The organism is Arthrobacter sp. PvP023 (assembly GCF_017832975.1).
In the GTDB taxonomy this organism is placed as follows: domain Bacteria; phylum Actinomycetota; class Actinomycetes; order Actinomycetales; family Micrococcaceae; genus Arthrobacter.
Window position 1 is genome coordinate 3094347 of the sequence record NZ_JAFIBI010000001.1, and the last position, 17211, is coordinate 3111557.

Below are 17211 nucleotides of genomic sequence, written 5' to 3' on the forward strand. Positions count from 1 at the left end.
GGGTGTGGCTGCAGAGACCTGCAGCCACACCCGTTGCGACTTGGTTGGCTGACCGGCTGCTACAGCTGGGTCTTCTGCGCCTGCGTCATGCTGGCGGTGAAGGCGGCCACGTTGCCGCTGCCGTTGAAGGTAGAAACGGCGTCGGCGTAAGTCTGGGCGAATTCGGCTGTCGTGACCTGGCCGTGGGCGAGGGACGAAACAACCTTGGCGGAGGCGAAGCTCTTGGCAGCCTCCTGCTGGTATTCCGAGAGGCTGGAGATGTCCGCGTTGGTGACTGCCGGAATGGAACCCTTCTTCGCGGCGAATTCCGTCTGGATCTTCGGGTCCATCAGGGTCTTCAGCCAGGCATTGGCCGCATCGGCATGCGGAATGTTCTTTGCCGGGATGGAGAAGCCGTCGCCGACGTAGTCAAAGATGTCCTCTTTGCCGGGGAACGTCACCCAGGCAAAGTCTGTGCCCGGTGTCTTTTTGGCATTGAGCAGCTCGCCGTAGGCCCAGTCCCCCATCAGGCTTACTGCGCAAGTGCCGTTTGCCATTTTCTTCACCGCCTCATCCCACGTAATGGCTGAGTGGTCCTTGTTGGAGAGGGAGAGGATGGTCTTGTAATCCTCCAGGGCCTGCTTCACCTCGGGGGCGTCGAAGGAGTATTCGTTGGTGAACAGCTTCTTCCAGTTATCGGCGCCGGTCCTGGACATGATGATTGATTCCAGCAGCTCTGCTGAGGCGAAGATGTCCTTGTCACCGAGGCATACCGGGGTGGTCCCCGTCGCCTGGACCTGCTTCAGGCTGGCGATCAGTTCATCTACCGTGCCCGTGGGGTTGATTTTGACGTTGGCCTTGGAGAGTACGGCGGGGTTGGTCCACAGGACGTTGCCGCGGTGGACGCCGATGGGAACGGTGTAGTACTTGCCGTCGACCTGCTGGGCTTCGGCCACGTCTTTAGGGAGCTTGGATGCCCAGTCGTTCTGGGTCCACAGCTCGGTCAGGTCGGCGACCTGGCCGCCATCCACGTAGCTTTTCAGCTGTCCTGCCGGGTGCAGCTGCCAGGAATCCGGGGGGCTGCCCGCTTGAAGCCTGGCAGCCAGGGCTTGGCGGGCGTTTGCTCCGCCGCCGCCGGAGACCGCGGCGTTGTCAACAGACAGTCCTGCCTTGGACTGCTTGACGCCGTCGATCAGCACGTTGAGTGCGTCGGCTTCCGAACCGGAGGTCCACCACGATGTGATTTCCAGTTTGTCGGTGCCGCCAGTGGAGCTTCCAGCGGGCTGGTTGGCGGAACATCCGGTCACTGCGATGAGGCTTGCTGCTGCCGTGATGGCCAATGAAGTCCTGAGCTTATTTGATGCACGCATGACTACTCTCCTTCGGGTTGTCAGACGCCGGATAAGGCCCGGCTGAAGCCTGCGTTGTGGTTCAGATTACATAGTTAAGTAGATCGATGCAATACTTTTTTCCACTTGAGGTGTCGGTCTACTTTGAAATAACCCCACATTGCGGCCGGGGCTCCGGAATAGCCGAAAATCGGAGGTTTCTAAAGGGAAAATTCTTGTAGATCGCTCTACCTTGCTGACACGAAACATGATAGAAATAGTTCATCGTTCCCGAAGGAGGTGGAGCAGAATCGTGAAAAAAGTGACCTTGGATGACGTCAGCCGCGTAGCTGGAGTCTCGCGATCTACCGCTTCACTCGTCCTAAGGGGAAGTTCGCGGATTCCGGAGGCAACGTCGGACCGTGTCCGGCTGGCCATGGCTGAGCTCGGCTATGTCTACAACCGACATGCCGCGAACATGCGGGGCAGTGAATCGATGACTCTGGGATTGATCGTGACGGACATCCGTAACCCCTATTTCGCGGGCCTGACCATGACCATTGAGGAGGCGGCGCACGACGCCGGCTACACCCTCTTCGTCGGGTACAGCAGGGACGATGTGGAGCGGCAATACCTACAGCTGGAGACCATGGTGCAGCAACAAGTCGACGGTATTTTTCTGCTGCCGGCCACAGGGTCTGAATTGAAACCGATTTGCGGCATCGTTGACCGTTCCTCCGTCCCCGTTGTGCAGCTGGCCCGATACTTCTCAAACGAGCTCGATTACGTCGGACCGAACAATATCGCGGCTGGTCTGAAGCTGGCCCGCCACCTGTCTTCTCTCGGGGCAACATCCGCTGTACTCGTCGGAGGCCCGGAATATTCTTCGGCCCGGACTGAACGGATCAAGGGTCTGGAAACCGGGTTTACGGGAAGCGGGGTGACCTTCGATACTTCCCAGTCGGCCGCGACGACGAATAATGCAGCCGGCGGATCCGAAGGCGTGGCCCGCATCCTCGACCAGGGGATCTGGCCGGACGCCATCATCGCCTACAGTGATGCGGTCGCCCTTGGCATCTACGCCGAATTGCGTCGGCGGAACCTGGAACCTGGCCGCGATGTCTCCGTCGCCAGCTTCGACGACATTGCCATGGCCGAGCTGCTGCTGCCGCCGCTGACCTCGGTATCGACCTACCCGGAACTCATCGGCAAAAAGGCAGGAGAGATCCTGCTGAACCGCATCCGCGACTCCGCGTCGGCTCCTCAGCGCTATCTCATCGAGCCGACCCTGAAAGTCCGAGCATCCACCGCCCACTGGCGGCCCAGAACCTAGGAGTAGAACCAATGCCATCACTGAAATGGGGCCTGATAGGCGCCAGCGACATCGCAGCAACCCGCGTGATCGAGGCCATTCGCAACAGCGGGGGTACTGTCACCGGCGTCTTCAGCGGATCGTCGGATCGGGCCAGTGAATTCGCCGCGAGCCACGGACTGGCTCGCTTCACCACGGACCTTGACGAGCTGCTGGGCTGGGACATCGACGCCGTCTACATCTCCTCCACGAACGCCCTGCACTTTGACCAGGCATGCCGTGCCCTCAAAGCCGGCAAGCACGTCCTTTGCGAAAAGCCACTTGCCTTGGACGCAGGAGAGGCGGCAGCGATGGTGGAGCTCGCAGACCAGCAGGGACTGGTTCTCGCCGCGAACCATCACCTTCCCGGCAGTCCCCTGCACGCCAAAGTCCGGGAACTCGTCAACGACGGCCTCATCGGAACGGTCCTTTCCGCGAAAGTCGCCCACGCAGTGCTCCTGCCGGAAAGGCTCCGCGGCTGGCGGCTTGGCCAAAGCACCCCTGGAAGCGGAGTGGTCCTGGACATCACTTGCCACGACGCGTCGGTCCTGAACCCGCTGCTGGGCACCCCTGTGGCAGTCACCGCCATGGCGGTCCGGCAGGCCGAATGGAACACCGGGGGCCAGGCGGACGCGGCCATGACAGTCATCCGCTACGAGAGGAACGGTGCACCGCCGGTCCTTGCACAGACCCATGATTCCTTCACGGTCGGCTACGCACAGACCTCCTTGGAAGTTCATGGCACAGAAGGCACTATCCGGGTCACCGACGCCATGACCCAGGACACGGAGGGCCAGGTCATCCTCACCACCGCCTCGGGCAGCCAGACGGTCGACGTCGACTGCTCAGAAGACCTCTACGTCATCGGCCTGCGCGCCTTCACCGCCGCCGTCGACGGCACGGGGGTCCCCACGGCGACAGGACGGGACGGCCTGATGGCCCTCAAAGTCGCCCTCGCCGCACAGGAATCCGCAAACTCCGGACACACCGTCCAGATCAATTAACAGGCAGAAAGAACATCATGCAGAAGGTACAGATCCTTACGGCCCGCGAAGCAGCGGACCTCATCAATGACGACGACGTCATCACCGTCAGCTCCTCCAGCGCCCTGGGCTGCCCCGACAGCGTCCTGGCCGGCATCGGCCAACGGTTCGAAGAAACCTCGCACCCGGTCAACCTGACGTCCGTGCACCCGATCGCCGCCGGCGACATGTACGGAGTCAAGGGCATCGACCACATCGCCCGGCCGGGGCTGCTGCGCAAGGTCATCGCAGGGTCCTACCCCTCCGGCCCCTCCAGCGCGGAGCCGCCGCTGATCTGGCAGATGATCGAGCGCGACGAAGTGGAGGCCTACAACTTCCCGTCTGGCGTCATCTACCAGATGCACCGCACCGCGGCGGCGAAGCAGCCGGGCGTCTTCACCAAGGTGGGCCTGGACACTTTCATCGATCCCCGCCTCCAGGGCGGGCGGATGAACGCCAGCACCCCCGCAAGCCACGTGGAAACGGCCACCCTGGCCGGCAATGAATGGCTGTTCTTTCCCTCAGTGATCCCCAATGTCGCCATCATCCGGGCGACCACCGCCGACGAATACGGCAACCTGACCTTCGAGGACGAAGGATCCCCCCTCGGAGCCCTGGACCTGGCCTACGCCGCGCACAACAACGGCGGCATCGTCATCGCCCAAGTCAAGCGCCTGGCCGAGGCCGGAAGCCTCCACCCGCAGCACGTGAAGGTCCCCGGCATCCTCGTCGACGCCATCGTCATCGCCGAAGACCAGCTGCAAACCACCCTGACCCCCAACGACCCCGCAATCTCCGGTCAGCTGCGCCGCCCCCTTAGCTCGCTCCCCCACATCGGCTTCTCTTTGGAGAAAATCACCGCCCGCCGCGCCGCCCAGGAACTCAAAGCCGGCGAAATCGTCAACCTCGGCTTCGGGGTCTCGGCCCTCGTCCCCCACGTACTGGTCGAAGAAAACCAAGGACGAGAAGTCAGCTGGGTCATCGAACAGGGCGCCGTCGGCGGCATCCCCCTGCTGGACTTCGCGTTCGGCTGCGCCCAGAACCCCGACGCCATCATGCCCAGCATTGACCAGTTCACCCTCCTGCAGGGCGGCGGATTCAACCGATCTCTGCTTTCCTTCCTGGAAATCGACCGGCACGGCAACGTCAACGTCCACCACCTGCCCAAAAAGCGCCACGTGACCGCGGGCGTCGGCGGATTCGCCGACATCACCTCCTCCGCCCCGGAGATCATCTTCATGGGCGCCTTCACCGCCGGACGCCGGGACATAGCTGCCGGCGGGAACGGGCTCGACATCCGCTCCGACGGTCCCTTCACCAAGCTCGTCAACGATGTTTCAGCGGTCACCTTCTCCGGACCGAGGGCCCTCGCCAACGGACAAAAGGTCAAGTACATCACCGAACGCGCGGTGCTGGAATTGACGGTTGAGGGCCTCGTCGTCACCGAAGTTGCCCCCGGGGTCGACCTGCAAAAAGACATCCTGGACCGCTGCGAATTCCCGCTGATCGTCTCCGAGGACCTCCGCACCATGGACCTCGCCCTGTTCGCCGACGCCCCCGTCGGCCTGCACCTTCCGACGCTGCCGCTGCACGAGCGGATAGAACAGCGCAACCCTTCACTGGCCGCGCACTGAAGCGCGGCCGAAACGCCTGAAAGGACCCCTGCAATGAGAAGCCACCGCATCCTGACGCCCTACGAGACCGAACTCGCCGATGCATTGTTCGAGGCGATGTTCCCCTCTGACGGCGACAGCCCCGACGTCCGCGAAGCCGGTGTCACCGATTACCTGGACCTGACGCTGGAAGGCTACGGGCGCAAGGACCTCCCCCGCTACCAGTGGCTCTTCGGCGCCCTGGACCGCTACGCGGAGGACAAGCACGGCAGGAACTTCGCCGCCCTCACCCTGGACGAACGCACCGATGTACTGGTCCTGCTCGAACAGGGCGAACTGACCGACCAGCTGCCGGTGAAGGAACAGCGGGATCTCTTCGGTCTGGTCATCGCGCACCTGCAGGAGGGTCTCTTCGCGGACCCGGCCCACGGCGGCAACAAGGATGCCGTTGGCTGGAAGTTCCTCAAGCACCCCGGCGTTTGGCTGGAAAACTCAGCGGAGGAAAACCTCAGCATCGACCACGTCAACAAGGACGGGGTCATCAAGACCCTTGCTGACGCGATGCGGGAAATCCCGCGCGACACCGAGGGCCACCGGCTCAAGCAGCTCGGCTACGAAAACGCCGTCAACCCCCGAATGACCGATGAAGTGGACGTCCTGCTCGTCGGCGTGGGCGCCATGGGGGGACTCAGCGCCCAGGTCTTCGCCGAAGCCGGCCTGAGCGTCGTCGGCATCGAAGCTGGCCCCTTCCGGCCGCTCGATGAGTTCCTCCCCGACGAACTCGAGCACGCTTACTACACCCGCGGCGGCCTGGGTCCGAAATTCCAACAGGAAACCCCGCGCTGGCGCGAAACCGCGGACGAAGAGGACAGCCGCGAGGCAACATTTTCGCTGGGCCGCATGGTCAATGGCGTTGGTGGTTCCGCTGGACACTACGGCTCCTGGCTCCGCCGCTTCCACCCCTGGCAGTTCGCCCCCAAGAGCCACTACGACGGCCTCTACGGCACCGGTGCACTGCCGGAGGACTGCACGCTGGCGGACTGGCCCGTCACCTACGAGGACCTCGAGCCGTTTTACACCAAGCTCGAGCACCTGATCGGCATCGCCGGCGATGAGTCCAACCCGTTCGTCACACGCAGCAAGCCGCTGCCGCTGCCGGCCACCCGTCCGTTCATCCTGGGCAACAAATTCACCGAGACGGCCAAGGCCGCCGGGCTGCACCCACATCCCGTTCCCGTCGGATTTACCACAGAGTCCTATGGCGGCCGTCCCGCCACCGGCTACAGCGCCTGGAACAACGGCCTCGGCTCCTTCCGGGGAGACCGCTGGCACCCGGGCCTGGGCCCCGTTCCCGCGGCCATCGAAACCGGGAAGTTTGAACTGCGCACCCACTCCCGCGTCACCCGGATCATCATGGATGACGCCGGCGCCGCCCGTGGCGTTGAATGGATCGATCCCCTGGGCCGGGTCCGGCGCCAGTACGCCCGCGCCGTCATCCTGTCGGCCTATACGTATGAGAACCTGCGCCTGATGTACCTCTCGTCAGACTCAAGGCACGAGAACGGTCTGGGCAACAACACCGGCCAGCTGGGCCTGCACTACATGACCAAGATGTTCGGGCACGTCGACGCGCTGTTCCCCGGCACCGAATTCAACCGGCACACCGGCCCCGCAGCGCAGGGCGTCGTTCTCGATGACTTCCTCTCCCCGGAGTTCCGGTCGCTGGACCACGGCTTTATCGGCGGCGCGACCCTCGGCGCGGAACAGCAGGCACTGCCGCTGCAGATCGCCCGCGAAACGCTGCCCGGGGACGTCCGCCGCTGGGGCGCCGGCTACCGCGACCACTTGAAGCTCTGGTCCCAGCAGGGCGTCATCCGGATCCAGCCCGACGCCCTGCCCTACGCCTCGCACCGGCTCGAGATCGACCCCCGGCACCGCGACTCCTCGGGCCTGGGCATGCCGCTGGTCCGGGTGACCTACCGGCTTCGGGACAACGAGCGGCGCCTGGCGTCGTGGATGGCGGACAAGGCAACAGGCCTGCTGAAAGACATGGGCGCCACAAAGACCTGGCAGGGCCCGTACTTCACCGGCGTAGGTTCCAGCCACGACCTCGGCGGGGCACGCTTCGGCCACGACCCGGCCGGCGCTGTTCTCGACGAACACCTCGCGGTCCACGACACCCGCAACCTGTACATGTACTCGGGCGCCGCATTCCCCAGCTGCCCCGGTATCAATCCCACCCTGACCATCTGGGCGATCGTCATGCGCGCCGCCGAACACCTCGCCGGCGAGCTCGGCGGTCTGAGGAAGGAACAGCCATGAGCACCGAAACGACACCCGTCGTCACGGAAGCCACCGGACAGGTCACTGTCGACTACTCCGCCGACGGCCACACCGCGACCATCCTGATCGACAGGTCAGCCAAACTAAACGCCCTGACCCTTGGACTCCTCGAGAACCTGGCCGCGGCAGCCCGGGAAGTTGCCGCCTCGGCGGCCCGGCTGGTCGTCATCCGCACCGGAGGCGTGAAGGTTTTCTGCGTCGGAGCCGACATCAACCATTTCGCCGACCTGTCCGCTGCCGGGATGTGGCGGGACTGGATCGCCACGGGCCACCGTGCGTTCGATGCCCTCGCCGGCCTGCGCCAGCCCAGCATCGCCGTCGTCGACGGACTTGCTTTCGGTGGCGGGCTGGAACTCGCCCTGGCCTGCGACTTCCGTGTCATCGCCTCCGAAGCCAGGGTGGCCCTGCCCGAAACCGGCCTCGGCACCGTTCCCGGCTGGGGCGGCACCGAACGGGCCACCGAACTCGTCGGACGGGCGCGGGCCAAGGAACTCGTCCTGACCCGGCGGCAGCTCACCGGCGAGGAAGCCCTCGCCTGGGGGCTGGCCACGGCCGTCGCCCCCAAGGACGAACTGGAAGACGCGGTGGCACGGCTCAGCGCCGACCTGCTGGCGGGGGCGCCGCTGGCGGTCCAGCTGGGCAAGCAGCTCATCGACGCAGCCGCCGACGGCGCGCCGTCCCGGGTACTCGAAGCCCTGGCCGGCGGCCTCGCCGCCGCCACCGACGACCTTACCGAGGGCGTCGCCGCCTTCCGCGAAAAGCGCCCCGCGCTCTTCACGGACAACTGACACCGACCAGCCGGCCTCACACATATTTTTTTAAGGACACCTGACATGGAAACCAAGAGCTACACGCTCGACGACGTCGAGCCCACCTACCGCCCGATGATCATCGACGGCGAGGACACCCAGGCGCAAAGCGGCCAAACCTTCACCCGGCTCAGCCCGGCCCACGAAGTGGAGGTCACCTCCTTCCCGCACGGCGGCCAGGAGGACGTGGACCGTGCCGTCACCGCCGCCCGAAACGCCCTCGACCGCGGGTGGCGCCAGTCCACGGGATCCGAACGGTCCAAGCTGCTCCTGAAAGTCGCCGACCTCGTCCGCCGCGACGGCGAGGCACTGGCACTGGCCGAAACCCTCGAAACCGGCAAACCCATCACCCAGTCCCGCAACGAAGTCGCCGGCACCGCCGAGCTATGGGAATACGCGGCCAGCCTGGCCCGCAACACCCAGGGCGACGCCCACAACGCCCTCGGACGCGACACCCTGGCCATGGTGATCCACGAACCCATCGGCGTCATCGGCATGATCACGCCCTGGAACTTCCCACTGCTGATCATCAGCCAGAAGCTGCCGTTCGCCTTGGCCGCAGGCAACAGCGCCGTGATCAAACCCAGTGAAAGCACATCAGCGACCACTGTCATGCTGGGCCAGCTCATCCGCGAAGCGGGCTTCCCCGCCGGCGTCGTCAACATCGTCACCGGCGACCGGGTCGTTGGCGCCGCCATCGCGGAGCACCCGGGCATCGACATGATCAGCTTCACCGGCTCCACCGGCGTGGGCAAGGGCATCGCCTCCGCCGCCGGCCGGGACCTGAAAAAGGTCGAACTCGAACTCGGCGGGAAAAACCCGCAAATCATCACCGCACACGCCGACTTCACTGCCGCGGTCGACGCCGGCGTCTTCGGCGGATACTTCAACGTCGGGCAGTGCTGCAACTCCGGCAGCCGCCTCATCGTGCACCGCTCCATCGCCGACGAATTCGCCTCCGCCGTCGTCGAGCGGGCCAAGCACATGCGCGTCGGTGACCCGCTCAAGGCCGATACCCTCGTCGGGTCCCTTGTCAACGACGCCCAGCTCGCCGTCGTCGAACGCTACGTGGCCGAAGGCCGCGAGGCAGGTGCGCACCTGCTCACCGGCGGCGGCCGGCTCGATACCGGGCTGAACGGGCGGTTCTTCCAGCCCACCGTCTTCACCGACGTCACGGCAGGTATGTCCATCGCCACGGACGAGATCTTCGGACCGGTCCTGTCCGTGTTGCCCTTCGACACGCTGGAGGAGGCCATCGGGATAGCCAACTCCACTTCCTTCGGCCTGTCCGCCGGGATCTGGAGCAACGACATCAACGAAGCCCTCACCGCCGCCCGCGACCTGCGCGCCGGGACCGTCTGGGTTAACCGCTGGATGGACGGGTACCCCGAAGTTCCGTTCGGCGGGTACGGCCACAGCGGCATCGGCCGCGAACTCGGCCGCCAGGCCCTGGCAGAGTTCAGCGAACTCAAGACCATCCAGCTTCAGGTCGGCGTCCGCGAAAACCGCTGGGTCGACGCCCCCGACGCATCCCGCCGCTAAGACCCCAAAACCCTTGAAGGAACCAACATGACTGCCACCGCAACCTCCGCCCCGACACACGCACGCGCCGTGCTGCCCACGATGCTGCCGCTTACGCTGCCAACAGGCTACGAAGTCCCCGCAGAGTTCACCGAGGCCGCCGCCAAGGCATGGAAAACCGCCTCGACGAAACTAAACGGACTGATCACCAGACACCCGGACCGGTTCCCGCTCTACACCGAAGAAGGCAAATGGGTGGTCGACGGCGAAGCCTGGACCAACTGGTGCGAAGGCTTCCTTGGGGGTCAGCTCTGGATGCTTTCCCGCCGGGCCGACGAGGCTGATCGCGCCCGCTTCCGCAGCGCGGCCGAGCATTACTCCGAGCTTATCGAAGAACGCAAGAGCGACGACACGGTCCACGACCTGGGCTTCCTGTTCTGGTCCACCTACCGGCGCTGGTTCGAAGCAACGGGCGATACAACCAAGCGCGACGTCGTCATCGAGGCCGGACGGACCACCGCGAGCCGCTACCGGGAAGCCGGCCGCTACATGCCCAGCTTCCGGCAGCCCGACAGCCTGTTCATCGACATCATGATGAACATCCACATGGCCCTCTACGCCGCGCAGCAGACCGGCGACAACGACATGGCCCGCAAAGCCGTGGACCACTGCCTGACCACCCGCCGGTTCCTCATGCGCGGCGACGGCTCGGCCTCCCACGAAGGCATGTTCGACCTCGAAACCGGCGCCTTCCTCAAGCAGACCACGCAGCAAGGCTTCTCCGACGACGGTTCCTGGGCACGAGGACAGGCATGGGCCCTCTACGGTTTCGGCACCGTCTACCGGTTCACCGGCGAGCGGCGGTTCCTCGAAACCGCCATCGCCGCCGCCGACTTCTACCTCGAAAAGACCGGCGACCGCCTCGTTCCGCCCAACGACTGGGAAGAACCAAACCCCGTCCGCCCCCACGAAACATCCGCAGCTGCCGCGGCAGCAGGCGGCTTCTGGCAGCTCGCCGGCCTGGTCCAGGACCGCACCAAAGCCCAGACCTACGCAGATTACGCGGTGAACATCCTGCGGCGCCTGACCGAGGACGACTTCCTGGCCGGGCCGGATGAGGACTGGGAAGGTGTGCTGAAGCACGGGAGCTACCACGAAGGCAAGGACCTGGGCGTGGATGAATCGGTCATGTGGGGCGACTACTGGTTCCTGGACACAGTGGACCAGATCCAGCAGTACGCCGAAGTCCAGCGGGCCCGGTGACCTCATGTCCTGGGAAACCATCGACGAAGCGCCTCTGCCGGGTGCCCCTGTAAAGGTCGCTGTCACGGATGAGGTGATCCGGACCGACATCGCCATCATCGGATCAGGCATGGGCGGCGGCACCATGGCGTATGCACTCAAGGACTCCACTGCCAAGGTCCTAGTCATCGAACGCGGCCACCGCCTCCCGGCGGAACCACAGAATTCGGACCTGGACGAGGTCTACCTCAAGGGCCGGTACAAGAATGCCGACACGTGGATCAACGGCCGCAGCGGCAAGGCGTTCAAACCCGGCGTTTACTACTGGGTAGGTGGCTGCACCAAGGTCTATGGCGCCTGCCTGCCGCGCTTTCGCGCCAGCGACTTCCAGGAAACGCAGCACCACGACGGAACGTCGCCGGCGTGGCCTTTCAGCTACGAGGACCTCGAACCGTACTACACGCGTGCCGAAGAGCTGTTTCAGGTGCACGGACAGATCGGCGAAGACCCCACCGAGCCGTTCCATTCCAAGGCCTACCCCTTCCCGGCGTTGGACCATGAACCGGCCATCCAGGACCTCGCCGACTCCTTCCGAAGGCAGGGGCTGCACCCGTTCCGGATGGCCAACGGCCTGGATGCAGACACACCCGAGAAGCGAGCCCTCTGTGCCACCAGCGACGGCGCCCCGAACGAAGCCGGGCTGAAGTCCGACGCCGAAAAGGTCGCCATCAACCCGGCTCTCGAAGCCAACGCCACACTGATGACGGACACTAAAGTGACCCGACTCATTCCGGGACCGGATGGGCGCAGCATCGTGGCGGTTCTGGCCGAAAGAGATGACCGGATCATCCGCATCGAAGCTGACAAGTTCATCCTTGCCGCCGGTGCAGTGAACTCGGCAGCGCTGTTGCTGAGTTCGGCCACTCCGGAGTTTCCCCGCGGCCTGGCAAACTCCTCCGGACTCGTCGGCCGGAACTATATGGTCCATAACAGCACCTTCTTCATCGGAATCAACCCGTTCAAGGTCAACAGGACGCTGTGGCAGAAGACTCTCGGACTGAACGACTGGTACGAAGCCGGACCAACCAACCAATACCCGCTCGGAAACCTGCAGATGCTGGGCAAGCTGCGCACCAGCATGCTCAAGATGGCGCGCAGCTGGGCGCCGAACCCCATCCTGAAAGCGATGTCGGACCGCAGTATCGACATCTACCTCACCACAGAAGACTTGCCGCGGCAGAGCAATGGCGTCAGCGTCGTCAACGGCAAAATCCACGTCTGGTGGGAGCCAAATAATCTCGAGCCCCACAAGGAACTGGTCCGCCGGATCAGCCGGACCGTGCGGAGGGCAGGGTATCCGGTCATCTTTACCGAGCGCATGGGCATCGAAACCAACTCCCACCAATGTGGAACAGCCGTGGCAGGACACGATCCGGGAACCAGCGTCCTCACCCCGGACTGCCGCGCCCACGACCTAAACAATCTTTGGGTCGTAGATGGGTCCTTCTTCCCGTCCTCGGCCGCCCTCAATCCGGCGCTGACCATCGCAGCCAACGCCCTACGGGTGGCAGACGCCATCCTGGCCGGGGGGAAGACGCCGGCCCAGGCCCACTCCGCTGACAGGGATGGGAGCGAGAGTTAAGCCGTTCACATTGGTAAAGTCGGCAGGCGGGGAGCGTGCAGCTCCCCGTCCATCCCCCCCATCGGCAGGAATATACAGCATGGCCCCGCGAATCACCCTCGAAGACGTGAGCAAGGCTGCCGGCGTCTCCCGTTCAACGGCTTCCCTCGTCGTTCGTGGTAGCTCCCGCATCCCGGAGTCCACCGCGGTCAAGGTACGGGAAGCCATGAACGAGCTGGGCTACGTGTACAACCGGCAGGCCGCCAACCTCCGGCAGAGCCGTTCCATGACTATCGGGCTAATCGTCACCGAAATCATCAACCCGTACTTCGCCGAGCTGGCAATGGCTGTCGACCAGATCACCCACGAAGCCGGATACACCATTTTCATCGGCTACAGCCGCGACCTTGCGGACCGCCAGACTGAAATCATCGCCTCCATGATCGAACGCCAGGTCGACGGGCTCTTGCTCCTGCCTGCACCGGACACCGACCCTGAAAAGCTCGCGAAACAGGTTGGGGCAGCCCGCGTCCCACTGGTGTTGCTCGCACGCCGTTTTCCCGGATTCGACTACGTGGGCAGCGATAACATCAACGGCGCATCGCTGCTCGGAGACCATCTCGCCACCCTGGGTTGCAGGACCGTGGCCCTGGTCGGCGGCCGGCCAGCACCTTCACTGGCGGAACGGGAGAAAGGCCTTCGTGCATCTTTGGAGGCCAAGGACTGCCAAGTATGGAGCACGGAAGAGCTTCGCGGGGCGATCAGCCCTGAAGGTGGTGCCGCGGCACTTGGCAGGCTCTTTGACCAGGGCCGGTTGCCTGATGCGGTTGTCGCTTATAGCGACATTATTTCTCAGGGTGTCTACGAGGAATTGCGCCGACGGGGACTCGAACCCGGGCGGGATATTGCTGTCGCTTCCTTCGACGACACCCGCATTGCCGCAGGGCAGGTCCCCCCTATGACATCGGTCGCGGGCTTCCCGCAGCAGGTTGGAGCGAAAGGCACCGAGCTGCTCCTGAAGCGCCTCACTGACGGCAATGCCGACATTCCCGCACAACTAAGCCTCATCCAGCCACAACTCAAAATCCGCTCGTCCACAGTGACATGGCGTCCCAGGACATGATTCCGGGACGGCCTCCTTCAAAACAGAAAGTTGCGCTAATGGTTCACCAACAACCTAGGCCCGATCTACCCGTGGAAACGGACGAATTCGACCCTGACTGTCGGGGCGCCCAACCAGAAGCGTCGCTGCGGTCGCTGATAAGCCGGATCGAAAATGAGATAACGGCACTTCAGTTCCCAGGATTTAGTTCCGGCGATGCCCTCGACCTTGGAATGCTGCTCGTGGAGCTGGGAACCATGCGCAACCTCCCGATAGCCATCGACATCCGCAGGGGTGAGCATATTCTTTTCCATGTTTCATTGCCGGGGGCGACCCGGGACAACGGACTTTGGATCGAACGAAAGAGCCGAACAGCGGAACGATATGAAGTACCGTCCTTCCTCATCGGACTCCGGGGCCGGCTGAGCGGCGGAAGGATGGAAGACAACGACTGGTTTGATCAGTCGCGTTATGCGTCCCACGGCGGAGCGTTCCCCGTTTACGTAAAGGGAACGGGACCAGTGGCAACGGCGACGGTTTCCGGTCTCCCGCAGAAAGCGGACCACGACTTGGTGGTTGAGGCACTGACCCTATTCCATGACAGACAATTGCCCCGCTAAGACTTCTCACGTCCACAGCAGAAGCCCGGACCAGTGCGGTCCGGGCTTCTGCTAGTGCATGGCGGATTCGGTGCGCGTCAGATTGATGCGGCCCTGTCCGCCGGCTTCGCGCGTCTCGTGATCCCGAGTCCCCTGGCTCCGATTTCGTTGAGGTCGTCCTCTTTGAAGCGGTTTTCCCAGTCGGTTTCGTAGTCTTCTTTGGGGAAGTCCGTGGGGCTTTCGCCGAGGCGGAAGCGTTCGGCGACGTTCTCGGCATAAGCGGCGTTTTTCGCGCACATCGGCGCGGCAGGGATGTAGATCACGTTACCCCAGCCCTTCTGGTTCTCAACCGGCTCCACACTGTGGATGAGGTCGGAGTGCCACCAGACGGAGTCCCCGGGTTCGACGTCCGGGATGCCGGAGACTGCCTCCATGAGCAGCGGATGCCACTGCTCATCTGCTGCCAGGGCCATACCGGCCTCAGCCCCGCAGAGAGAGTCTTCCGGCACGTCGTCGAGGAGCGGCCGGATGAGCATGTAGGCCATGGCCGCTGGAATGGGCACTACGTGGAGTACACCCTGGTCGTGTTGCATCTGGGACATTGCGAGCCAGCCTTGGAAGCTGCGGAAGACGCTGCACATCGTCGATGACGGATATTCATCGACCTCCGTCCTATAGGCAGCGTCCCACGGGTCGTAGGAGGCGAAGTCGCCATGGAAGAGGGAGGAGAACACTTTCTGGTAGGCCGGGGTGAGCCAGCGCTCGACCGAGCCCGAGTCGGTGTGCGCGCCAAGTCCGTTCGAGGACGCTCCCGGCGGACGGCGGCGGATCCGGTCCGGGTACATCGTGTCCTGGTCCGGGTCGAACCAGGTCACTCCCTGGGACTCGCTCTTCCACTGCCGGTTCAGGAAACTCTGCACCTTGGCGGTGTGTTCGTGCTGGCGCGCTTCCATCTGTGCCGGCGACCAGTAGATCGGATAGATCTCGGGTTTTGATGCCTTCAATTTGCCGAAGAAGTTGTCTGCCGGGCCACGGTACTTCTCTTCGAAGTTGTTGCTGTCGACGTAGTCGACCAAAGACTGGTCCCAGTCCGTGGCTGTCTGTGCCGGGATCTGTCCGCGCACCACGGCGCAACCGCGCCGCCGGATCAGGTCAAGGGTCTGCTGTGGCACGGTTCCATCTTCAATGTCCGTGTAGTTGACGATGGGCCATACGTTCTCGCCGCGGGCCTTCGCTGCCTTGATGTCGGCAACTTCTTCCGCGACGGCGGCTTCGATTGTCGCAAAGAGCGCGTTAACGTCACCGATTTGCGCGCGCAGTTTTTTCTTCACTGCCCGGATCGCCGCCGGCACATCCTCGGGCTGGGTCTCCCAGCTTGTCTGCTCCGGTGCATTCATGTGTGGTCTCCTCGTAGTTCCTCAGATTCAGTAATCACTCATTACTGAACTGCTTGAATCGATAATAGCGCAACGCCTATGATTGAGTAAAGACTCCTTACTGAAAGGGAATTATGTCTTCCTCAACAGAAGCATCGCCGCGGCCGGGATTGCTCGCCACCATCACTGAAAACCGGTTCCTGGCGCTCTTGAGTGAGTCGGACGTTCCCTTGTCCCGGTCGGATATCGCGGTATTGTCCGGGATCTCAAAGCCCGCGATCTCGGACGCTGCACGGCGGCTGGAGGACGCTGGAGTCATTGTTTCAACGGGTGTCCGGGAAGGAAAGCGTGGAGGCGTCGCGGCCCTGTATGGGATCAACCCGGACCGAGGCCACTCAGTTTCCCTGGCATTGGATTCGGCCTTCGTCGCTGCGCGTTCCGTCCGGCTGGACGGAACAATGGCCTTCGACAAGACCGAACCGCTGCCGCACGATGCCAGCAGTGACTACGTGATCGCCGTCGCCAGCCGCCTGCTGGAATCCATTGTGAAGGCCACACCCACACCGTTGCTCGCGGTCGCTATCTCTGTTGCGGATCCCGTGGACCGCAGGACCGGCGACATCATTCCGATGGCCGATTCGGTTTTTCCGGCCGGTCATTTCAATCCGGTCCGTGACCTGAACATCCAAGCCGCAGAAACCAAGGTTGACAACGACGTGAACTGGGCGACCCTGGCCGAGCATTCCGTCGGCGAAATGATGGACGTGGACGATTTCCTGTTCGTCTATCTAGGTGCGGGCCTCGGAGCCGGACTATTTCTCGGCGGAAACCTCCAGCGCGGCGCGCGGGGCCTCGCAGGGGAAATTGGTCACCTGCGGGCACCCGGTGGCGAAGATCTCACCCGAACCCTGACGCGTCTCGGATTCGGAAACTCGGCCAGGGCTTACGGTCTCGACCTGGAAGCGTCCAAGGAACTATTCTCCGGACCCGGGCCCGCGCCGAGCACTCGTGAAGCCTTGGACAATCTGGCTGTAGCCATCGCGAACATGGTGACGCTACTGAATCCAAGCGCCGTCGTTCTGGGTGGCCCTCTCGCCGGCCTGAAACCGTTGGTGAAATACCTCTCCGTCACCGTCCCCGGCCTAAGCCTCGACCGCGTCGACGTTGTCGTCGGAACCCGCACGCCGCTGGATGGAGCGACCCACGAGGCCCATCGCATGGCCCGCGCGAGGCTGGGTTTCTGATGGACTCGTTGGTGCATCAACCTGGGCTACCCGCATGGGTCCGCGAAATCGACCTTGCATT

At 63.7% G+C, this 17211-nt stretch carries 13 protein-coding genes; 11 read left to right on the forward strand and 2 right to left on the reverse strand.

Annotated elements, in window-relative coordinates:
* Positions 1-59: 59 nt before the first annotated feature.
* A complete protein-coding gene (locus JOE31_RS14230) occupies positions 60-1349 on the reverse strand; it encodes an ABC transporter substrate-binding protein (protein ID WP_209745724.1) in 1290 nt (429 codons plus the stop codon).
* A gap of 271 nt (positions 1350-1620) precedes the next feature.
* Between JOE31_RS14230 and JOE31_RS14235 the strand changes: the two genes are divergently transcribed.
* The 10 genes from JOE31_RS14235 to JOE31_RS14280 all read left to right on the forward strand — a co-directional run bounded on the left by JOE31_RS14235 (position 1621) and on the right by JOE31_RS14280 (position 14551).
* Positions 1621-2640 carry a LacI family DNA-binding transcriptional regulator gene (locus JOE31_RS14235; protein WP_209745726.1) on the forward strand — a complete coding sequence of 340 codons (1020 nt, stop codon included), beginning with the start codon at positions 1621-1623 and terminating at the stop codon, positions 2638-2640.
* Between the two features lie 11 nt (positions 2641-2651).
* Entirely contained in the window at positions 2652-3662 is a 1011-nt protein-coding gene (locus JOE31_RS14240) for a Gfo/Idh/MocA family protein (RefSeq protein WP_209745728.1), read from the forward strand.
* Between the two features lie 17 nt (positions 3663-3679).
* Positions 3680-5314, forward strand: coding sequence for an acyl CoA:acetate/3-ketoacid CoA transferase (locus tag JOE31_RS14245; RefSeq protein ID WP_209745731.1), 1635 nt, complete (start codon positions 3680-3682; stop codon positions 5312-5314).
* Between the two features lie 33 nt (positions 5315-5347).
* Positions 5348-7615, forward strand: coding sequence for a GMC family oxidoreductase (locus JOE31_RS14250; protein WP_209745734.1), 2268 nt, complete (start codon positions 5348-5350; stop codon positions 7613-7615).
* Positions 7612-8424: an enoyl-CoA hydratase/isomerase family protein gene (locus tag JOE31_RS14255; protein WP_209745737.1), complete on the forward strand. Its 813-nt coding sequence runs from the start codon at positions 7612-7614 to the stop codon at positions 8422-8424. Before JOE31_RS14250 ends, JOE31_RS14255 begins: the two co-directional genes overlap by 4 nt.
* 45 nt (positions 8425-8469) lie before the next feature.
* Positions 8470-9987, forward strand: a complete 1518-nt coding sequence (locus JOE31_RS14260) for an aldehyde dehydrogenase family protein (protein ID WP_209745740.1) — start codon at positions 8470-8472, stop codon at positions 9985-9987.
* Positions 9988-10014: 27 nt separating this feature from the next.
* The gene (locus JOE31_RS14265; protein WP_209745743.1) at positions 10015-11229 is read left to right on the forward strand and encodes a glycoside hydrolase family 88 protein; all 1215 of its coding nucleotides are present in this window, start codon (positions 10015-10017) and stop codon (positions 11227-11229) included.
* Between the two features lie 4 nt (positions 11230-11233).
* A complete protein-coding gene (locus tag JOE31_RS14270) occupies positions 11234-12850 on the forward strand; it encodes a GMC oxidoreductase (RefSeq protein WP_209745746.1) in 1617 nt (538 codons plus the stop codon).
* Positions 12851-12929: 79 nt separating this feature from the next.
* Positions 12930-13952 (forward strand): LacI family DNA-binding transcriptional regulator, encoded by a 1023-nt coding sequence (locus JOE31_RS14275; protein ID WP_209745749.1) that lies wholly within the window; start codon positions 12930-12932, stop codon positions 13950-13952.
* Between the two features lie 38 nt (positions 13953-13990).
* Positions 13991-14551 (forward strand): heme-degrading domain-containing protein, encoded by a 561-nt coding sequence (locus tag JOE31_RS14280; RefSeq protein ID WP_209745752.1) that lies wholly within the window; start codon positions 13991-13993, stop codon positions 14549-14551.
* A 77-nt stretch (positions 14552-14628) separates the two neighbouring features.
* On the opposite strand, the gene JOE31_RS14285 is transcribed toward JOE31_RS14280, so the two are convergent.
* Entirely contained in the window at positions 14629-15927 is a 1299-nt protein-coding gene (locus JOE31_RS14285) for a DUF1479 domain-containing protein (RefSeq protein ID WP_209745755.1), read from the reverse strand.
* Positions 15928-16364: 437 nt separating this feature from the next.
* Here JOE31_RS14285 and JOE31_RS14290 point away from each other — a divergent pair, with 437 nt between their 5' ends.
* On the forward strand, positions 16365-17150 hold the full coding sequence (locus JOE31_RS14290) for an ROK family protein (RefSeq protein ID WP_245199203.1): 786 nt from the start codon (positions 16365-16367) through the stop codon (positions 17148-17150).
* Positions 17151-17211: the final 61 nt, after the last annotated feature.